General features: G+C 58.9%; 18 protein-coding genes. 6 read left to right on the plus strand and 12 right to left on the minus strand.

Going from position 1 to position 18,085, the window contains the following annotated elements; translation table 11 throughout:
• Positions 1-47 precede the first annotated feature (47 nt).
• Together KVH01_RS19280 and sfnG are read left to right on the plus strand one after the other, a co-directional pair.
• Positions 48-833 carry a sulfite exporter TauE/SafE family protein gene (locus tag KVH01_RS19280; protein ID WP_043051058.1) on the plus strand — a complete coding sequence of 262 codons (786 nt, stop codon included), beginning with the start codon at positions 48-50 and terminating at the stop codon, positions 831-833.
• Between the two features lie 191 nt (positions 834-1,024).
• Positions 1,025-2,110 carry a dimethylsulfone monooxygenase SfnG gene (gene sfnG / locus KVH01_RS19285; protein WP_217882491.1) on the plus strand — a complete coding sequence of 362 codons (1,086 nt, stop codon included), beginning with the start codon at positions 1,025-1,027 and terminating at the stop codon, positions 2,108-2,110.
• A 255-nt stretch (positions 2,111-2,365) separates the two neighbouring features.
• Here the strand turns inward: sfnG and map are convergent, their stop codons facing one another.
• Both map and KVH01_RS19295 read right to left on the minus strand, forming a co-directional pair.
• The gene (map, locus tag KVH01_RS19290) at positions 2,366-3,121 is read right to left on the minus strand and encodes a type I methionyl aminopeptidase (RefSeq protein WP_217882492.1); all 756 of its coding nucleotides are present in this window, start codon (positions 3,119-3,121) and stop codon (positions 2,366-2,368) included.
• Positions 3,121-3,321: a ParD-like family protein gene (locus KVH01_RS19295; RefSeq protein ID WP_043051061.1), complete on the minus strand. Its 201-nt coding sequence runs from the start codon at positions 3,319-3,321 to the stop codon at positions 3,121-3,123. The genes map and KVH01_RS19295 overlap by 1 nt, the downstream gene beginning before the upstream one ends.
• Before the next feature lie 368 nt (positions 3,322-3,689).
• Between KVH01_RS19295 and KVH01_RS19300 the strand changes: the two genes are divergently transcribed.
• The gene (locus tag KVH01_RS19300) at positions 3,690-3,965 is read left to right on the plus strand and encodes a DUF1652 domain-containing protein (RefSeq protein WP_217882493.1); all 276 of its coding nucleotides are present in this window, start codon (positions 3,690-3,692) and stop codon (positions 3,963-3,965) included.
• A gap of 61 nt (positions 3,966-4,026) precedes the next feature.
• Here KVH01_RS19300 and KVH01_RS19305 read toward each other — a convergent pair whose 3' ends face one another.
• The 8 genes from KVH01_RS19305 to KVH01_RS19340 form a co-directional block, all read right to left on the minus strand.
• A complete protein-coding gene (locus tag KVH01_RS19305; RefSeq protein ID WP_217882494.1) occupies positions 4,027-4,965 on the minus strand; it encodes a carbohydrate kinase family protein in 939 nt (312 codons plus the stop codon).
• Between the two features lie 12 nt (positions 4,966-4,977).
• Positions 4,978-6,459, minus strand: a complete 1,482-nt coding sequence (gene xylB / locus KVH01_RS19310) for a xylulokinase (protein WP_217882495.1) — start codon at positions 6,457-6,459, stop codon at positions 4,978-4,980.
• 141 nt (positions 6,460-6,600) lie between these two features.
• The gene (locus tag KVH01_RS19315) at positions 6,601-8,082 is read right to left on the minus strand and encodes a mannitol dehydrogenase family protein (protein WP_217882496.1); all 1,482 of its coding nucleotides are present in this window, start codon (positions 8,080-8,082) and stop codon (positions 6,601-6,603) included.
• 16 nt (positions 8,083-8,098) lie between these two features.
• Complete coding sequence (locus tag KVH01_RS19320; protein WP_124400511.1) at positions 8,099-9,202, minus strand: ABC transporter ATP-binding protein; 1,104 nt, start codon at positions 9,200-9,202, stop codon at positions 8,099-8,101.
• Between the two features lie 22 nt (positions 9,203-9,224).
• Positions 9,225-10,055 carry a carbohydrate ABC transporter permease gene (locus KVH01_RS19325; protein WP_005788583.1) on the minus strand — a complete coding sequence of 277 codons (831 nt, stop codon included), beginning with the start codon at positions 10,053-10,055 and terminating at the stop codon, positions 9,225-9,227.
• A 10-nt stretch (positions 10,056-10,065) separates the two neighbouring features.
• Positions 10,066-10,956 carry a carbohydrate ABC transporter permease gene (locus KVH01_RS19330; protein ID WP_217882497.1) on the minus strand — a complete coding sequence of 297 codons (891 nt, stop codon included), beginning with the start codon at positions 10,954-10,956 and terminating at the stop codon, positions 10,066-10,068.
• A 153-nt stretch (positions 10,957-11,109) separates the two neighbouring features.
• Positions 11,110-12,432 (minus strand): ABC transporter substrate-binding protein, encoded by a 1,323-nt coding sequence (locus tag KVH01_RS19335; protein ID WP_217882498.1) that lies wholly within the window; start codon positions 12,430-12,432, stop codon positions 11,110-11,112.
• A gap of 198 nt (positions 12,433-12,630) precedes the next feature.
• Positions 12,631-12,879: a DUF6124 family protein gene (locus KVH01_RS19340; protein ID WP_217882499.1), complete on the minus strand. Its 249-nt coding sequence runs from the start codon at positions 12,877-12,879 to the stop codon at positions 12,631-12,633.
• Positions 12,880-13,402: 523 nt separating this feature from the next.
• Between KVH01_RS19340 and KVH01_RS19345 the strand changes: the two genes are divergently transcribed.
• Together KVH01_RS19345 and KVH01_RS19350 are read left to right on the plus strand one after the other, a co-directional pair.
• A complete protein-coding gene (locus tag KVH01_RS19345) occupies positions 13,403-14,866 on the plus strand; it encodes an S-type pyocin domain-containing protein (RefSeq protein WP_217882500.1) in 1,464 nt (487 codons plus the stop codon).
• A 1-nt stretch (position 14,867) separates the two neighbouring features.
• Positions 14,868-15,350 (plus strand): DUF6392 family protein, encoded by a 483-nt coding sequence (locus KVH01_RS19350; RefSeq protein ID WP_217882501.1) that lies wholly within the window; start codon positions 14,868-14,870, stop codon positions 15,348-15,350.
• A 497-nt stretch (positions 15,351-15,847) separates the two neighbouring features.
• On the opposite strand, the gene KVH01_RS19355 is transcribed toward KVH01_RS19350, so the two are convergent.
• Both KVH01_RS19355 and KVH01_RS19360 read right to left on the minus strand, forming a co-directional pair.
• Positions 15,848-16,351 carry a hypothetical protein gene (locus tag KVH01_RS19355; RefSeq protein WP_217882502.1) on the minus strand — a complete coding sequence of 168 codons (504 nt, stop codon included), beginning with the start codon at positions 16,349-16,351 and terminating at the stop codon, positions 15,848-15,850.
• A 101-nt stretch (positions 16,352-16,452) separates the two neighbouring features.
• Positions 16,453-17,358 carry an AraC family transcriptional regulator gene (locus KVH01_RS19360; protein ID WP_124400516.1) on the minus strand — a complete coding sequence of 302 codons (906 nt, stop codon included), beginning with the start codon at positions 17,356-17,358 and terminating at the stop codon, positions 16,453-16,455.
• A gap of 153 nt (positions 17,359-17,511) precedes the next feature.
• Here KVH01_RS19360 and KVH01_RS19365 point away from each other — a divergent pair, with 153 nt between their 5' ends.
• Positions 17,512-18,024, plus strand: a complete 513-nt coding sequence (locus KVH01_RS19365; RefSeq protein WP_217882503.1) for a GNAT family N-acetyltransferase — start codon at positions 17,512-17,514, stop codon at positions 18,022-18,024.
• Positions 18,025-18,085: the final 61 nt, after the last annotated feature.

Genomic DNA, 18,085 nt, shown 5'->3' on the forward strand with positions numbered 1-18,085 from the left:
AATCGCTATCCTGCGGCCAGAAATTTATAAGGCCGCAGGTAGCTGTAATGGATGCAGGTAATTTTGGTTTCGTGGTGGCCGGCCTGATCGTGGGGTTTATCGTGGGCATGACCGGTGTCGGCGGCGGCTCGCTGATGACGCCGATCCTGTTGTGGTTCGGTATCAACCCCGCCACTGCGGTTGGCACCGACTTGTTATATGCCGCCATCACCAAGTCCGGTGGCGTGCTGGTGCACGGCAAGAACAAGAACATCGATTGGACCATCACCGGCTGGCTGACCCTGGGCAGCGTACCGGCAGTGTTGTTGACCTTATGGTTCCTCGCCAGCCTGCACACCGACCCCAGTGCAATGAACGCCGTGATCAAACAGGCACTCGGCGTGGTGTTGCTGCTCACGGCCCTGGCGATACTGTTCAAGAAAAGCCTGTTGGCCTTTGCCCAGCGCCATGCCGGCGACGACTACCATATGCGCCCGCGCAACCTGAACGCACTGACCGTGGTCACCGGTGCGATCCTTGGCACCATGGTGGCCTTGACCTCCATCGGCGCTGGCGCCCTGGGCACAGTGGCGCTGTTTATCCTGTATCCGTTTCTGGCCACGCGGCGGCTGGTCGGCACCGAGATCGCCCACGCCGTGCCCCTGACCCTGGTGGCGGGCCTGGGGCATGCGAGCATGGGCAATATGGATTGGCACCTGTTGGGCTTTTTGCTGATGGGCTCGTTGCCGGGGATCTACTTTGGCAGCCATATGACCGGCCGAATTCCTGACGGCGTGCTGCGCCCGTGCCTGGCGGTGATGTTGATGGCCGTGGGTTACAAGCTGGCGTTCTAAGCTGCACATTTGCCCCAGTAAGTGTTGCTCCAGCAACAGCCTATCGACAAATCACTGTGATCCCCGACATTGGCCGCCGGATGATCCAAGTCGGCATTTCTACTGCAACACCCATGGCGCGGGCCTTTGCCTGAGTCTGGCACGCTTGCTGCTCCAGCACCCTTACATCCCTTTGTGTGAGGTAGTGTCCGATGAGCCAGCAAGCCGTGAAATTTGCCTATTGGGTGCCCAACGTCAGCGGTGGGCTGGTGGTGAGCAAAATTGAGCAACGTACCCATTGGGGCATCGACTACAACCGCAAACTGGCGCAACTGGCCGAAGCCGCCGGCTTCGAGTATGGCCTGACGCAGATTCGTTTCACCGCCGGTTACGGCGCCGAAAACCAGCATGAATCAGTAGCGTTCAGCCATGCGCTGCTGGCGGCGACTACCACGCTCAAAGTGATCGCGGCGATCCTGCCGGGTCCCTGGCAACCGGCGCTGGCGGCCAAGCAATTGGCGACCATCGATCAACTCACCAACGGTCGTGTCGCAGTGAATATCGTCAGTGGCTGGTTCAAAGGCGAGTTCCAGGCCATCGGCGAACCCTGGCTGGAGCACGATGAACGCTACCGTCGTTCCGAGGAATTCATCCGCGCCCTGAAAGGCATCTGGACCCAGGACGATTTCACCTTCAAGGGCGACTTCTACCGTTTCAACAACTACACCCTCAAGCCCAAGCCGTTGGGCCAACCGGAGATTTTCCAGGGCGGCAGCTCACGGGCGGCGCGGGACATGGCGGCACGGGTTTCGGACTGGTATTTCACCAACGGCAACACCCCCGAAGGCATCAAGGCCCAGGTCGATGATATTCGCGCCAAGGCCGCTGCCAACCACCATTCGGTCAAGATCGGCGTGAACGCTTTTGTGATCGCCCGCGATACCGAAGAAGAAGCGCGGGCCGTGCTGGCAGAAATCATCGACAAGGCCGACCCGGAGGCCGTCAACGCCTTTGGGGACGCCGCCAAACAAGCGGGCAGGGCATCACCGGAAGGTGAGGGCAACTGGGCCAAGTCCAGCTTCGAGGACCTGGTGCAGTACAACGACGGCTTCAAGACCAACCTGATCGGCACACCACAACAGATCGCCGAGCGTATCGTCGCGCTCAAGGCCGTGGGTGTAGACCTGGTACTCGCAGGCTTCCTGCACTTTCAGGAAGAGGTGGAGTACTTCGGCAAACGTGTATTGCCGCTGGTGCGCGAATTGGAAGCCGAGGCTGGGGTCCAGCGGGTGGCCTGAGGTCACTTGTCGACGTGGCGCTGGAGTTGTCATACCCATGCCTATCGCAGCATGGGTATCGGTACAACTTGGGTACGCCACTGGACCCTGTGGGAGGGGCTTGCCCCCGATGCGGTGAGTCAGCCCCAGATGTATTTACTGGCACTCCCTCATCGGGAGCAAGCCCCCTCCCACAGGGGCCAGCGGCATACTCAAAGTTGTGTAGAGACCTTTGCCTATGGCAGGCAAGCCAGTGTCCACGCAGGTGTGGTGGACTCAAGCGTTGGTTTGCAAGGTCAGCACTTCAAACCCATCTGACGTTACCGCCACCGTATGCTCCCATTGCGCCGACAGGCTGTTGTCCTTGGTCACCACCGTCCAGCCGTCCTTCAGGCTGCGCACCTTGGCGCTGCCCTGGTTAAGCATCGGTTCGATGGTGAACACCATGCCCTCGCGCAACTCCAGGCCAGTGCCGGAACGGCCGAAGTGCAGGATTTGCGGTTCTTCATGCATCTGCCGACCGATGCCATGGCCGCAGTATTCGCGTACCACGCTGTAGCCGTTGGCTTGGGCGTGGCTTTGGATCGCATGACCGATATCACCCAGGCGAGCGCCAGGCTTGACCTGGCGGATGCCGGCCCACATCGCCTCGAAGGTCATGTCCACCAGGCGCCTGGCCTTGGGAGTGACGCTGCCGATCATGTACATCTTGCTGGAGTCGGCGATGAAGCCGCCTTTTTCCAGAGTGATGTCGATGTTGACAATGTCGCCGTCCTTGAGGAACTGCTTGGCGCTGGGCATGCCGTGGCACACCACTTCGTTGATCGAGGTGTTGATGCAGAAGGGGTAGTCATACTGGCCCAGGCTGGCCGGGCGGGCCTTGAGTTCGTGGCGGATGAAGGCTTCGACGGCGCTGTCCAGCTCCAAAGTGGAGCGGCCGGCGACGACAAAGCCGTCGAGCATGTCGAACACCTGGGCCAACAGGCGCCCGGATTCACGCATCACGGCCAATTGCGCGGCGGTCTTGATCATCAGTTGCGCCCCCGGATCAGGTCGGGCTTGTCCAGTAACAGCTTGTTGATCAGCTCGTTGTAGGGCAGGTGCGGGTTGAGTTCGGCGAGCAGGCCGATCTTGATCCAGAACTCGGCCTGGGCGTTGATGGAACGGTCCATGGCGGCGCTGGCCAGGCGGAGCTGTTCGTGCAGTTGGTCGGTGATCTTGACGATGCCCATGAGGTTCACTATGTAGGACGAATATACAAAGCGTATACGTTTCGTATGTTCCGCGTAAACCCTATGGTGCAAATCAGGCGGTTGATAGTTGCGACATGTTGCCAAAAAGAGCTTCGCCCCAGGTTGCTGTTCAAACCGAGGTGCAGGGTTAAACGTTTAATCCCAGTGGTTCGACGATTATTTAGCCATTGCAGCCCGCTGCATATAACGCGACAGCTTGCTTATGAGGAAAAGTTACAACAATGCCGGGATTTGCCGAGTAGGCTTGGTGAGTACAGGCGTCTGCCAGGGTTGGCAAGACGGGGCAGGCGAGCGCCTGCCAGCCCATAGCAAACTGATTGGCGGTCTCAAAAAAGGAGAGGTTGGCCATGCTTTCGGAACTGGAACTTCGCAGCATTATTGAAGGAAGTTTTCTGCCTAAACGGTGCGAATGCACCAAAGCCGAGGATGCTTCGTTGACGATCAAGGTGTATGACGACCGTGACCGTGACCGGGTGGACTTGGAAGTCAAAGGTATAAACGCTGACAAACTCGACAGCAGTCGAGCCATTTGCCACCTGATCGCCGGTTTGCGTGAAGACCTCAAACACACCCAGACCCACACCCCCGCCCTGCGTCGAGCAGGAGCGCGCGGTTATTTTTAGTTAAGGCTTGAATTCAAGTTGACCCAGGGCCTGGCATTCGCCGGGCCCGTTGCTATGCGCGTCAGCCCAGCTGATGACGGTACGGCAGGTCGGGTCCGGTCTTGGTACAGGTCAACGCAGCGGCGCGAATCGCAAAGCCGAGCATGCTGTCAATTTGTGTGCGCGTCAGCTGCTGCAGACCCTCCAGCGAATCCAACTGTTGCTCGGTCAGCCAGGCAATCAGTGCCGCCTGGAAGGTATCGCCGGCACCCACCGTATCGGCCATCACCACCTTGACCGCCGGCTGAGACCAGTTGCCGTGCTGGCGACTGAATACCGAAGCGCCGTCGCCGCCACGGGTGAGAAACACCAATTGGCAACGATGCTGCAGCCAGCCTTGCACGACACTTTCCGGTGACTGGCCGGGGTAGAGCAGGTGCAGGTCTTCGTCGCTGACCTTGATCAGGTCGGCATGGCGCACCAGTTGCGCCACGCGCTCACGCCACAGCTGGATATCCGGCTGCGGGTTAAGCCGCACATTCGGGTCGAGGCTGATCAGGCGCTTGCCGCTCTCGCGCTTGACCAGGTGCAGCAGGGTGTCGCCAACCGGCTGCACCACCAGGCAAAACGACCCGATATGCAGCCCACGCACCTCATCACCCAAGGTTGGCAGATGCGCCGTTTGCAGTTGGCGGTCGGCGCAGCCTTCGCCACGGAAGCTGTACTGCGGCGAACCATTGGCGCCCACGGCCACCATCGCCAGGGTGGTCGGCGCGTCGAATTCCACCAGGAAGCGCTCGCTGACGCCTTCGTCCTTGAGCACCTGCAGCAAGCGGCGCCCGAGGTAATCGGTGGACACGCCGGCAAAGAACCCCGACTCAATGCCCAAGCGGCGCAGGCCCACCGCCACGTTGAACGGCGAGCCACCGGCAATGGCCTTGTAATTGAGCTTGGCCGGCTGCCCACTGGCATCTTCCTCGCTGAAAAAATCAAACAGCGCTTCACCACAAACCAGGTACATAGTCGTTCGCTCTTAAAGGGATGCCACGTGCTGTTGATAACGCTCATACGCCTGTTGATAGGCACTGACATTGGCTGACATTGGCAGGGTGCGGCTGGCCGGGTCGATGCTCACGCATTTCTCGCACAGGCTGGCCAGGGATTCGCCGCTCTGGCACCAGGCCGCCTGGATCGCCGCGCCCAAGGCGGCGGCTTCGCTCTGTTCGGTACAGACCACTTCGGTGTGCATGATGTCGGCGACCATCTGCCGCCACACCGGGCTTTTCGAGCCGCCGCCGATCAGGCGGATACTCTGGCTTTGCAGGCCGGTGTGGCGCAGCAGGTCCAGACCGTAACGCAGGCCGAACGTGGTGCCTTCAACCACGGCGCGGCACAGATTGGCGCGGGTCAGGTTGGTCATGGTCAGGCCATGCAGGCTGCCGGTGGCGTGGGGCAGGGCAGGCACGCGTTCGCCATTGAGGAACGGCAGCATGCTCACGCCATCGGCACCGATAGGCGCCTGTTCGACCAGGGCGTTAAAGGCATTCAGGTCCAATTCGAACAGCTCGCGAATCACGCCGGTGGCGTTGGTCAGGTTCATGGTGCAGATCAGCGGCAGCCAGCCGCCACTCGATGAACAAAAAGTTGCCACCGAGGCCTGCGGGCTGACATTGGGCTGGTCGGCAAAGGCATAGACGGTGCCCGATGAGCCCAGGCTCATGGTGATCACGCCGGGGGCGATATTGCCGGTGCCGATGGCGCCCATCATATTGTCGCCGCCGCCGCTGGACACCACGGCCTTGGGGTTGATGCCCAGGCGTTCGGCGATGGTCGGCAGGATCGTGCCCACTGCTTGGTTGGCTTCGATCAACTGTGGCAAGGCGGCTTCAAGGCGACCGCTGGGGTCGATGTGCTGGAGCAGCGCCACATCCCATGTGCGGCTGCGCACGTCGAAATAGCCTGTGCCGGAAGCATCGCCGTACTCGGCGCAGGCGCGGCCGGTGAGCCAGTAGTTGAGGTAGTCATGGGGCAGCAGGATATGGGCGATGCGTGCGAACACGTCCGGGTGCTGCTCGCGGGTCCAGAGCAGTTTTGACACGGTGTAGCCCGGTGCAATCGCCACGCCCAAGCGCTCCAGGGAGCCACTTTCCCCGCCCAGGTGGTGCATCAGGCGGTCATTCTCGGGGGTGGTTTCGGTGTCGCACCACAGCTTGGCCGGGCGCAGCACTTCACCTTGCTCATCCAGCAGCACCAGGCCATGTTGCTGGCCGGATACGCCGATACCGAGGATGTCCTGGCCATCCACGCCGGCCTGTTGCAGGGCGCGGTGGGTGGCTTCGGTAAAGGCGTCCAGCCATTCCTGGGTGTGCTGCTCACGGCGGCCATTGGCGCCGCTGATCAGCGTATGCGCGGCGGCGCCCAGGCCCAGTACCTTGCCGCTGGAAGCGTCGAGGACGATGGCCTTGGTGCCTTGGGTGCCGCAGTCGATGCCGAGGTAGAGGTTTTGCTGGGTCATGAGGATTTGCTCAGCAGTGTTATTTTTTTGGATTGGAAACCCGGACGAGTGTGGGAGGGGGCTTGCTCCCGATGGCGGTGAGTCAGTTACAGATGCATTTACTGATACACCCTCATCGGGAGCGAGCCCCCTCCCACAGTTTTAATCCGGTTTGTTCAGGAGTTGTCGCAGGGTTTGGGTGACGCCTTTGTCGCGCAGGCTTGCATAGCACCACTCAAACGCTGCCACAAACTCAGCGGACTTGGGAATAGCCGTGCCAAAAATCTCCTCCACGCCCAGCAACCGCTGGCTGATCAGTGCGTCATCACTCACCAGCCCCTGGCAGAACTCGGCCCTTGGATCGGGAATCGTGTAGCTCACGCTATTCTCATCCACACCCTTCAAATACAAGGCCCAGGCCGCGACCACCAGTGCCGCACGCTCCGTCTCGCGGCCACCGGCAATCAAACGATTGATGGTCGGCACGGTGAACTTGGGAAACTTCGACGAGCCATCGGAACACACGCGCTCCAACTGGTCGGCAATCGCCTGGTTGGAAAAACGCTCCACCAATGTCTGCTTATAGGCGGTCAGGTCGATGCCTGGCACCGGCGCCAGGTTCGGGGTGACGTCCAGGTCCATATACGCACGCATATACGCCACGAACAGCGGGTCGTTCATGGTCTCGTGGACAAACCGATAACCCTTGAGAAACCCCAGGTAGGTGAGCGCCAGGTGGCTGCCGTTGAGCAGGCCGATCTTCATCTCTTCGTAAGGCGTGACGTCATCGGTGAACTGCACGCCGACCTTTTCCCAGGCCGGGCGGCCGTTGACGAACTTGTCTTCCAGCACCCACTGCACAAACGGCTCGCACACCACCGGCCAGGCATCGTCGATGCCGTGTTCGTCATGCAATTGCAGGCGGTGAGCGGTGCTGGTCATCGGTGTGATGCGGTCGACCATGGCATTCGGAAAGCTGACATTGGCCTTGATCCAGTCATGCAGCTCGGCATTATGCAGGGCGGCGAAGGCCAGCAGTGCCTTGCGGGTGACGGCGCCGTTGTGGGGCAGGTTGTCGCAGGACATCACTGTGAACGCCGGAGTGCCGGCAGCGCGGCGCTGGGTCAGGGCGGCGCAGATGAAACCGAACACGGTTTTCGGCGCCGTGGGGTGCGCCAGGTCATGCTGGATCTGCGGCAGGTGGGACATGAATTCGCCGTTGCTGTCGTCGATGCAGTAGCCGCCCTCGGTGATGGTCAGCGAGACGATGCGGATCGCCGGGTCGGCCAGTTTATCGATCAGCGCCTGGGCGCCGTCTTCGGCCAGCAGCATGTCGCTGATGGCGCCGATCACACGTACTTCGGTGTCGTCGGTATCGCCCAGTTCGTACAGGGTGAACAGGTAGTCCTGGCCGGCCAAGTCGTCGCGGGCCCTGCGGTCTTCGGCACGCAGGCCGACGCCGCAAATGCTCCAGTCCAGGCCCTCGCCGGTATTCATCAGGGCGTCGGTGTAATACGCCTGGTGCGCACGGTGGAAGCCGCCGACGCCGATATGGGCAATGCCCTGGCGGGTGTCGGCAATCGCGTAGGCCGGGGTTTTCACTTCCGGCGCCAGCTGCGTGAGGTTGGCTTTATTCAGTTTCATCGGGAAATACTCGGGATCAGGCGGCAGCGCGCAGTGGGCGGGCCACGGCGACACCGTTTGTGTCGAACAGATGGCAGTGCGCCGGGTCCAGGTGCAGCTGCAGGGTTTCGCCGTATTGGCTGGCCATGTCGCCGCGGATGCGCATGGTCAGCGGCTCGCCATTGGCAGTGATGACGTGGCAGAAGGTGTCACTGCCCAGGCGCTCGCCGACATCGGCGGTGACGGTCAGGGTGGTTTGCCCCGGCGTGGCGATTTCCAGGTGCTCCGGACGGATCCCCAGGGTCACTTCACTGCCGACGCTCAAGGTGGCGCCGCTCAAGGGCAGGCTGATCAGGGTGCCGGCGTCCAGCTGAACTTCGCAGCCCTGGCTCTCGATGCGGGTGACCTTGCCCTTGAGGAAACCCATCTTCGGCGTGCCGAGAAACCCGGCTACAAACAGGTTGGCCGGCTGGTGATACAGCTCCAGCGGCGAGCCGACCTGTTCGATACGGCCACTGTTGAGCACCACCACCTTGTCGGCCAGGGTCATGGCTTCAACCTGGTCGTGGGTCACGTAGATCATGGTGGCTTGCAGCTCTTTATGCAGGCGCGCCAGTTCCAGGCGCATTTGCACGCGCAGCGCGGCGTCGAGGTTGGACAGCGGCTCGTCGAACAGGAAGATCTTCGGGTTGCGCACTATCGCCCGGCCGATCGCCACGCGCTGGCGCTGGCCGCCGGACAGTTGCTTGGGCTTGCGCTCCAGCAGCGGACCCAGCTCGAGGATGCGCGCCGCTTCGCTGACTTTGCTGTCTACCAGCTTCTTGTCGACGCCGGCCAGGTCGAGGGCAAACGACATGTTCTTGCGCACGCTCATGTGCGGGTACAGCGCGTAGGTCTGGAACACCATGGCCAGGTCGCGCTTGGCCGGGGTCACTTCGGTGATGTCGCGGCCATCGAGTTCGATGGTGCCGTCGCTGACTTCCTCAAGGCCCGCGATCAGGCGCAGCAAGGTGGATTTACCGCAACCCGACGGGCCGACGAACACCACGAACTCCTTGTCGTTCACTTCAAGGTCAATGCCCTTGATGATGGAAAAGCCTTCGAAGCCTTTTTGCAGATTCTTGATTTTCAGGTTGGCCATGATGGGCCTCCTTTTCGAATTATTATTTGACGGCGCCGAAGGACAAACCGCGCACCAGCTGTTTCTGGCTGATCCAGCCAAAGATCAGGATCGGCGCGCAGGCCAGGGTCGAGACGGCGGACAACTTGGCCCAGAACAAACCTTCGGGGCTGGAGTAGGAGGCGATCAGTGCGGTCAGCGGCGCGGCGCTCGACGAGGTCAGGTTCAGCGACCAGAACGCCTCGTTCCAGCACAGGATCAACGACAGCAGTACCGTGGACGCCAGGCCACCCTTGGCAATTGGCAGTAGCACGCGGACCATTTCCTGCCACAGGGTGGCGCCATCCAGGCGTGCGGCTTCGAGGATGTCCTTGGGGATGTCCTTGAAGTAGGTGTACACCATCCACACCACAATCGGCAGGTTGATCAGGGTGTAGATGATGATCAGCGCGATGCGCGTATCCAGCAGGCCAAAGCTCTTGGCCAGCAGGTAGATCGGCATCAGCACGCCCACTGGTGGCAGCATCTTGGTCGACAGCATCCACAGCAGCGTGCCCTTGGTGCGCTGGGTTTCGTAGAACGCCATGGAGTAGGCGGCCGGCACCGAGATCAGCAGGCATAGGGCAGTGGCGCTGAAGGAAATCACCACCGAGTTCCAGGCGTAGGCGAAGTAGTTGCTGCGTTCGTTGATGTGCAGGTAGTTCTCCAGCGTCGGCGTGAAGATGAACTGCGGCGGGGTGGCGAACGCGTCGATTTCAGTCTTGAAGCTGGTCAGCACCATCCAGAAGATCGGGAAGAAAATCAGGATCGCGATGGCCCAGGCCAATGTGCCGAGCAGCAGGCTTTGCAGGCGGCGGGATTGTTGAAGCGTCATGGCGCGGCCCTCAAGGCTTGTCAGTCAGGTTTTTGCCGATCATCCGCACCAGGATGATCGCCGCGATATTGGCGATGACCACGGCAATCAAGCCGCCGGCCGAGGCCATGCCCACGTCGAACTGCACCAGCGCCTGGTTGTAGATCAGGTAGGCGAGGTTGGTCGAGGCGTAACCCGGGCCACCGTTGGTGGTGGTGAAGATCTCCGCGAACACCGAGAGCAGGAAGATGGTTTCGATCATTACCACTACGGCAATCGGGCGGGCCAGGTGGGGCAGGGTCAGGTGCCAGAAGATCGCAATGGCGCCGGCACCGTCCAGGCGGGCGGCTTCCTTCTGTTCCTGGTCCAGGGACTGCATCGCGGTCATCAGCAGCAGGATCGCGAAGGGCAGCCATTGCCACGACACAATGATGATGATCGACAGCAGCGGGTAATGCGCCAGCCAGTCCACCGGCTCGGCCCCGAAGAACTTCCACAGCGCAGCGAGAATCCCCGACACCGGGTGGAAAATCAGGTTCTTCCAGATCAGCGCCCCGACGGTGGGCATGATGAAGAACGGCGAAATCAGCAGCACCCGGACGATGCCGCGCCCGAGGAACTCACTGGCCTCCAGCAGGGCACTGATCAACACGCCGAACACCACGCTGATCAGCAACACACTGCCCACCAGCAGCAACGTATTGGTGGCGCCGGGCAGGAAGCCCGAATCGGTGATGAAGTAGGTAAAGTTCTCCAGCCCCACGAATTGGTTTTCGCCGGGGTAAAGCAGGTTGTAGCGGATCAGCGAAAAGTACAGGGTCATGCCCAGGGGCACGATCATCCACAGCAGCAACAAGGCCACCGAGGGGCTGACAAGGAACCAGCCGGGGTTGGCCAGGCGGTTTTTGGCGGGTGTATTCATTAGAATCAAGACCAGTCAGATACGAATCGGAGCGCGGTCAGTGTGGGAGGGGGCTTGCTCCCGATAGCGGTGTATCAGTCACACAATCATCGACTGGTAGATTGCTATCGGGAGCAAGCCCCCTCCCACATTTGACTGTGGTGAAGGCCGGGGTTACTTGGGGTAACCAGCCCGCTTCATTTCACGCTCGGTGGTGGTCTGCGCAGCGGTCAGTGCAGCATCCACCGTTTGCTGACCGGTCAACGCACCCGAGAAGAACTTGCCCACCTGAGTACCAATCGCCTGGAACTCCGGAATGGTCACCAGTTGGATACCGATGTACGGCACGGGCTTCTCGGTCGGCTTGGTCGGGTCGGCCACTTTCAGCGATTCCAGGGTCACCTTGGCAAACGGCGCCGCCTTCATATATTCATCGCTGTAGGTGGATTTGCGCGTACCTGGCGGCACATTGGCAATGCCGTCGGTCTTGGCCACAAGCTGGCTGTATTCCTTGGACGTGGCCCAAGTGGTGAATACCTTGGCGGCATCCTTGGCTTTGGAGCTGGTCGGGATCGCCAGGGACCAGGAGTACAGCCACGACGTGCCCTTGTCAGTCTTCTCGTGGGGCGCGAAGGTGAAGCCGACATGCTCGGAGACCTTGCTCTGGCTCTTGTCGGTAACAAACGAGCCCGCCACGCTGGCATCCACCCAGATCGCGCACTTGCCGCTGTTGAACAGCGCCAGGTTTTCGTTGAAACCGTTGCTGGAGGCACCCGGCGGGCCAGATTTCTTCATGTTGTCGACGTAGAAGTTCAGCGCGTCCTTCCACTCGGGGCCGTTGAATTCTGGCTGCCACTTCTCATCGAACCAGCGCGCGCCGTAGCCGTTGGCCAGTGTGGTGATCAGCGCCATGTTCTCACCCCAACCGGCTTTGCCGCGCAGGCACAGGCCGTATTGCTCTTTGGACTTGTCGGTGAGCTTGGCGGCGAATTCGCCGATCTGGCTCCAGGTCGGGTGCTCGGGCATGCTCAGCCCGGCGTCCTTGAACAGGTCGGTGCGGTAATAGGTGATCGAGCTTTCGGCATAGAACGGCAGGGCGTACAGCGAGCCCTTGACCGACAAACCGTCACGCACCGAAGGGAACACATCGTCGAGATCGTAGGAGGCCGGCAGGTCTTTCATCGGCTCCAGCCAACCCTTGGCACCCCAGAGTGCGGCTTCGTACATGCCGATGGTCAACACATCGAACTGCCCGCCCTGGGTGGCAATGTCGGTGGTCAGGCGCTGGCGCAGTACGTTTTCTTCGAGCACCACCCAGTTCAACTTGATCTGCGGATGCTCGGCCTCGAAGGTTTTCGACAGCTTTTGCATGCGGATCATGTCGCTGTTATTGACGGTGGCAATGGTCAGGGTTTGCGCGCCAAAGCTGACGGCGCTGAGGGTCATGCATGCTGTCATGCAGGTAGAGGCAAGCAGTACTTTTGCTGTGAACTTCATCGCGCACTCCATTTCCGCGCCCGGGGGCTACGGAAGGACAGTTATTGTTGTTGTGTCTTCCTACAGGTAGCCAGGAAGAGTGTGCGTCGATTACAGCCTTGAAATGGAGTTGTGACAAATCCTTGGGCGCACGCTCACTGATACTTTTTTGCACTCGATGATCGTCCCCGTGGCGCGTGGGGACGATCGATGCCGTATTTAACGCTCGATATCAGCGAGTACCCGCTCAGCCAACAACCGAGACACCTCGATCAACTGGGCAATACCCAGCGCGCCTTCTCGTCGCGAGCCGTCGAGCTCAAAGGCAAAATCGCAGGTCAGGGCGTGGGCGGAGGCGAGTGATTCGCTGAGGTTGACCAGTAGGTCTTGAGTGCAGATGCCGTCTTTTACGGTGAATAGCACGCTGGGTGTTGGATCGATTGGGGGATTTGGGGTGGGTTTGATCATGGTGAAACTCCTGATTTAAGTGGAGCTACCACTGATCGCCGCGACGCGATTGGGTGGTAGCTGTACGCAGGTTCGCGGACCGGAATCAGGAAACCGGCATACCCGAAGGTATCCCGCGCACAGCCACCATAAGGCCGCACAGTAGACGATAAAAAGGCGTCAACTGAAAGCGGAAATGGCACTTTGCGCCTGATTACACCGGGCCGCGACGCCCAACCGCTGAGTGTGCAGCGGTGTACGGAGACTAGAGATTGAGTGTCCTAGGGACAACCTCAAATCCTTGTCAGACGTTTCTGCGTTTCCCAATACCTAGCCGAACGGTCAGTTGTTTGGCTTTGTACTAGTCAGCACCATCTTCCTTGCGCCATTTCGGCGCCATCCCTCTGCATAACTCAACGCCAAGACCGCGTTTGAGCACCCCTGCGCGCTAAAAAGGACGCAACATGAAGAACATTGATTTTCGAACCCAGCAGCCAATCGGATCGATCAACGCCCGCAACGACGACTGCGTGGAGAGCCAGATGTGAAGCGCTACAACATCACCACGGGTTCAACCACCACGGCGGGTGGCAAAGTAATCAGCGGTTGTGAACGCACCAGCTTCAATGGCGAATTGATCTCAAGGGAGGGTGACCGGGTCGCTTGTCCGGCCTGCGGCACTGAAGGCTTCATCGCGCTCACCGGCCCTCATCTGCACGAAGAATGGGACGGCAAGCAGGCGGCGCTTGAAGGGGATCTGTGTATCTGCAAATGCGATCCGCCGCCGGAGTTGATTGCCAATCAGCGCTTCAAATCTCAGCAGTTCGGCCCTCAGCCTCAACGGTTCACCGCCGCTGGAATGGGACCGACTGCATCCGTCTCGCCCCCTCCCAGCTTTTCCGCGCCCGTTGCGCCGAATCGTGCCGCTGATGCATGCGTTTTCGCCAAATCATGCGTTTCGGTGCCGGCCGGTTCTACCGCTGCGGGAACCGGCCCGGAAAACGCCAGGAACTTCGGCACCACGGCCGTCATGGCCTCGACCGGTACGAACGGCGCTGTCGGCAGGGTCGCAGGCACACTCGGCAGCGACCTCGGTGCCTGGGCCATACGAGGGTTGGCCGGAGCCAGTTCCGCGCTCAACCTCGTGCTGCTGGCATTCTGGCCTCGGGATATCGGTGATTCAACGCTATACACCCCCGAGCAGTTGGAGGGGATGGGTTCTGCCAGTACCCGGGTGCGTTTCCAGTTTCGCCAGGATGAGTCAGGGGAACTGCGTGTTTACGGCATACATACCCAGCCTGGAAGTGGCGCTGACCGTGTACCCGTTGTGCAAGCCAGATGGAATGCGGACAAAAGCGCGATGGTGGCGGTGCTGGATGGCATCAGCATCACTTGGACGCCGAATCATGGACCGGTGGTCAGTGTGCCGAGCCCGTATCCCAGCACACCGGAACGTCTGGATAACGTGTTTGTTCATCCGATTGCAGTGGGGCAAGATTCGGCAATCAGCCACTATCCAGGACGCGATGCAGAGAACATCACCTGGCAGGATACGATCATTTCGTTTCCGGCTGATTCGGGTGTGCCGCCGCTGTATCTGGTGTTTGCCAAGCCGGTAGTCAGGCCATTGGAAGTTGATACTTATGGTGCGTTCAGTGGACGACTGCGCAACGGGTTGCACGTGGACCACATACCCTCGCAGGCAGCGATAAGACGTCATCTCGAACGCTATGCGATAAGTTTTACAGAGAAGCAGCTCAAGGAAGCGTTAAATAATGCTGCGAGCATTGCGATTCCATCCTACATCCACCAAAAGTTTAGTGAGACTTACGGTTGGCGAAACACGGATAAAAAACAGACGTTAGATGCTGACGATCTGCGTCAGGCGGCAGACAGCAATTTCGATGCTATCAAGCCATACCTTCTAGATCACGGCTTCGCTGAGTCTGATCTCGAGATGGCACGCACCCAAATGCATAAAGTCAACGAAAGCCAGGGGTGGTACTAGGATGGAAGCAGTAAAAATTGATCGATTGGTAAAAGGCTTGGGGCGCACCTACGATAATTTTGTTGCTGAGGGTTTACTTCGTGCCGGGTCGATAAAATCACTATTTGAAAACAGTCAAAATTCCCATTTCATTCATAAACCAGAGCCAGGCGTTGAGCTTTGGTTTTGGGCCGAAACCATGAGATTGGAGCGAATCGTTTTTTGCCTGATTTCACTGGCACAGGGCGAGTCCAAGTATGCAGGTGAGCTGCCTGTACCCCTCGCACGGCCAATGAACCAAGAGAGCATCCGAAAAACACTTGGAAGGCCACACGAGTCCAAAGGGCCAGTGAAATTACCGTTACCGATTGGAGCTACAGGTGGATGGGACTCCTATCGCCTCAGTTTGGAAATTCACCCAAACGCGAGGGTTGCCATGCAGTATTTACCCGATAAATCCGTATGTGGTTTAGTGTTCACTTTGGTTGATATGGGCCGCGATTGAACCCTTATAAAACCCTACTGCCAAACACGCTTGGAGCCAAGACCGAGACACCAAGCGTGCAAAACAAATGGCAATTAAACTTGTGGCGAGGAATAACTCATGAGCGAATCCTTTACTCGTTTCGCCTTTGGAGATGGCCGCATATCAGGAGATGATCGTTCCCACGCTCCGCGTGGTAACGCCGCCCGTGACGCTACGCGAGGAGTACCAACTGAGACCAACCCCCCCGTAAAACTACCCGGTGGTATGGGGGAGAGGCGGGGCGGATATTTATTTTTTGGACCAGAGAGCACATTCCAACGTAATGGTCACTCTTAGCTATCTGGAGAATCTTAGGGTGAACAACATCAGTTTCTCCTTGATCAATTCTGGCCACGATTGACCTACCCCCACAGCCCTGATGTCCGTCAGCTAATGGAGTCCCATTACTGACGGACATCATGAAGGGGTTATGCCTTTAAGCTGCTGAGAGCGCTGATTGAAGTTTGAACATATAACTAAAAATAAAATACGTCCCTCATATTCATCCTTTTTTCACCCGATTTTTCTTTCAACCAGTCGAACAGGCGAAAAGCGCGCTTAAGCCTACGACGCCACGGTCTGACCGGCCCAATCACATTGATCGTATCGATCACCATAATCTGGTTGGATTTGAAGTTAAGCCGCACTGAAACCTCGCCTGTCACTGTGGACCTGAGGTAAAACCTGTAAAGGCTGGGCTTCCAAGGTGCGATGTTATGCAGTTCGTCTGAGCCTCCCGGATGGGTGGCAATAAGTGTTTCGCCGGTTCGGTCGCCCCGTAGCCGAATGGTCAGTTCAACATCTTCAAGCCCGGTCAATGGCCGGCCCCAGTCTCTGGTTACGCCTCTGGAAAACCAGCGTTGTTGACCGTCGTAGTCGTCCTCGTATATCTCGCCTTCACCGGTCCAGTTCCACGTGTCCCCGGGTTTATCGAAACGTATGGATTCGCTGATAGCAAAAGGAGTTGCCGACTTTTTCATGGGACGTGAAATCCGCTTGGATGCCTGAGCCCCAGCATGATTAACCTCCGGGCTGCGCGACACTGTCAGACTTGACAGTCCTGACCAACGGAAAGTCCTGCTTAAGCCAGGTTTTGCTCAGTCAGGCGCTGCACCGCCAAGCGCCGGTAGTGTGAGGGCGTCATGCCTTTAAGCTGCTGAAACCGCCGATTGAAGTTGGAAATATTGTTGAACCCCGACTCAAAGCACACATCCGTCACCGCCTTGTCGCCATCGGCCAGCAGTTCGCAGGATTTGCTGATCCGCAGCCGATTGACGAACTCAATAAACGTACGCCCGGTGGCCTGTTTGAATACCCGGGAAAAATACGTCGGCTTCATGTCCAGGTAGTGTGCAACTTCTTCCAGGGGCAACTCCCTCGCGTAGTGGGCAAAGATGTAGTCCACCGCCCGGTTGGTGCGATCGATGCTGTGTTCATCGGCTTGCTGTGGCGTGGTCACGCCGGAGAGCAGTTGGTAGTCGTCACAGGCGCTCAGCACTTCCAGCAAAATGAAAAAATGCCCCAGGCGCGCCATGCCTTGGGCTTCCTCAATGCGCTGCATCAGGGCCATGGCCTGGGCGATGGTTTTTTTGCTGCGGAATTCGATGCCATATTGCGCACGCTCCAGCAAGGGCGCCAGGCTCTTGAGCTCGGCAAACGTATGGCTGCCTTGCTCGAACAGCTCATCGGTGAAGTTCACCAACATGTCGCGCTTGGGCACTACTTCGCCTTCCTCCACCTGGCTGATCCAGTTGTGCGGCAGGTTGGGGCCGGTGAGGAACAGGCTTTCGGGGTAGAAGTTGCCGATGTAATCACCGATAAACACCTTGCCCGAGCTGGCGACGATCAGGTGCAGTTCGTATTCCTTGTGAAAATGCCAGCGCACCAGCGGGCAGGGGAAACCGTGCTGGCGATAGATGATGGACAGGCCGTTGTGATCGTCCATCAGCTCGTAGGAAGGGTCGGTGATACGCGTTGCTCGGGTCATGCTGCCGTCGCTTTATTGTGGTTGCGAGCCGAATAATGCCCCGTTGTGCACGGCCCTGCCAGCGTCAAGCGTCTGAGCGTGCGCCGCTGCATCCTGTACTAGTAGGATTACAGAAGATTTTTATCTGAAACAGGCATGAGTGAGGGCTTAATCATGATTCGTGATGCACGTTCCAGCGATGCAAATAGCATTGCCAGCGTTCATGTCAGTAGCTGGCAACAGGCTTATCTTGATCTGATGCCTGCTGATTTTTTGGCCTCGCTGACTGCGACCTTGCCTAAAAGAGAAGCTTATTGGGCTCATGCGATTGAAAGCAAAGCGTCTGACGTTTTAGTTTCAGAGGTGGATGGAAAGGTTACTGGTTGGATTTCAGTGGGGCCTTGCCGTGATGAAGATAAGGCTTGCGCAGAAGCGGGAGAGGTCATGGCCATCTACGTGTTGGCAGAATACTGGGGCAAGGGTATAGGCGCCCAATTATGGGCGTCAGGTTTAAAACGTTTGGTTGATCAGGGTTATAAGGTGATTACTTTATGGGTTTTAGCTGAAAACCAAAGAGCTGTGCGCTTCTATCAAGGGCTCGGGGGAAGGGAAGAGCTTGGCAGCCGTCGCACGCTCGTGCGTGGCGGGGTGTCCCTGGAGGAGGTGAGGTACGTTTGGGAGCGTTAAGGCTCAGGGATGTCCGATTCGACTTGCCGCGCAGCGGCGACAAGTCTGAATCACGCTTTTC

Origin of the sequence: Pseudomonas khavaziana (assembly GCF_019145205.1) — a bacterium.
Lineage (GTDB): Bacteria > Pseudomonadota > Gammaproteobacteria > Pseudomonadales > Pseudomonadaceae > Aquipseudomonas > Aquipseudomonas khavaziana.

Coding starts and splice junctions, on each gene's coding strand:
- KVH01_RS19340 (WP_217882499.1), bottom strand. CDS start 12,879: ATGATCAAACCCACCCCAAATCCCCCAATCGATCCAACACCCAGCGTG.
- KVH01_RS19360 (WP_124400516.1), bottom strand. CDS start 17,358: ATGACCCGAGCAACGCGTATCACCGACCCTTCCTACGAGCTGATGGAC.
- map (WP_217882492.1), bottom strand. CDS start 3,121: ATGATCAAGACCGCCGCGCAATTGGCCGTGATGCGTGAATCCGGGCGC.
- KVH01_RS19300 (WP_217882493.1), top strand. CDS start 3,690: ATGCTTTCGGAACTGGAACTTCGCAGCATTATTGAAGGAAGTTTTCTG.
- KVH01_RS19280 (WP_043051058.1), top strand. CDS start 48: ATGGATGCAGGTAATTTTGGTTTCGTGGTGGCCGGCCTGATCGTGGGG.
- KVH01_RS19355 (WP_217882502.1), bottom strand. CDS start 16,351: ATGAAAAAGTCGGCAACTCCTTTTGCTATCAGCGAATCCATACGTTTC.
- KVH01_RS19330 (WP_217882497.1), bottom strand. CDS start 10,956: ATGAATACACCCGCCAAAAACCGCCTGGCCAACCCCGGCTGGTTCCTT.
- xylB (WP_217882495.1), bottom strand. CDS start 6,459: ATGACCCAGCAAAACCTCTACCTCGGCATCGACTGCGGCACCCAAGGC.
- KVH01_RS19350 (WP_217882501.1), top strand. CDS start 14,868: ATGGAAGCAGTAAAAATTGATCGATTGGTAAAAGGCTTGGGGCGCACC.
- KVH01_RS19365 (WP_217882503.1), top strand. CDS start 17,512: ATGATTCGTGATGCACGTTCCAGCGATGCAAATAGCATTGCCAGCGTT.
- KVH01_RS19295 (WP_043051061.1), bottom strand. CDS start 3,321: ATGGGCATCGTCAAGATCACCGACCAACTGCACGAACAGCTCCGCCTG.
- KVH01_RS19335 (WP_217882498.1), bottom strand. CDS start 12,432: ATGAAGTTCACAGCAAAAGTACTGCTTGCCTCTACCTGCATGACAGCA.
- KVH01_RS19305 (WP_217882494.1), bottom strand. CDS start 4,965: ATGTACCTGGTTTGTGGTGAAGCGCTGTTTGATTTTTTCAGCGAGGAA.
- KVH01_RS19325 (WP_005788583.1), bottom strand. CDS start 10,055: ATGACGCTTCAACAATCCCGCCGCCTGCAAAGCCTGCTGCTCGGCACA.
- KVH01_RS19320 (WP_124400511.1), bottom strand. CDS start 9,202: ATGGCCAACCTGAAAATCAAGAATCTGCAAAAAGGCTTCGAAGGCTTT.
- KVH01_RS19315 (WP_217882496.1), bottom strand. CDS start 8,082: ATGAAACTGAATAAAGCCAACCTCACGCAGCTGGCGCCGGAAGTGAAA.
- sfnG (WP_217882491.1), top strand. CDS start 1,025: ATGAGCCAGCAAGCCGTGAAATTTGCCTATTGGGTGCCCAACGTCAGC.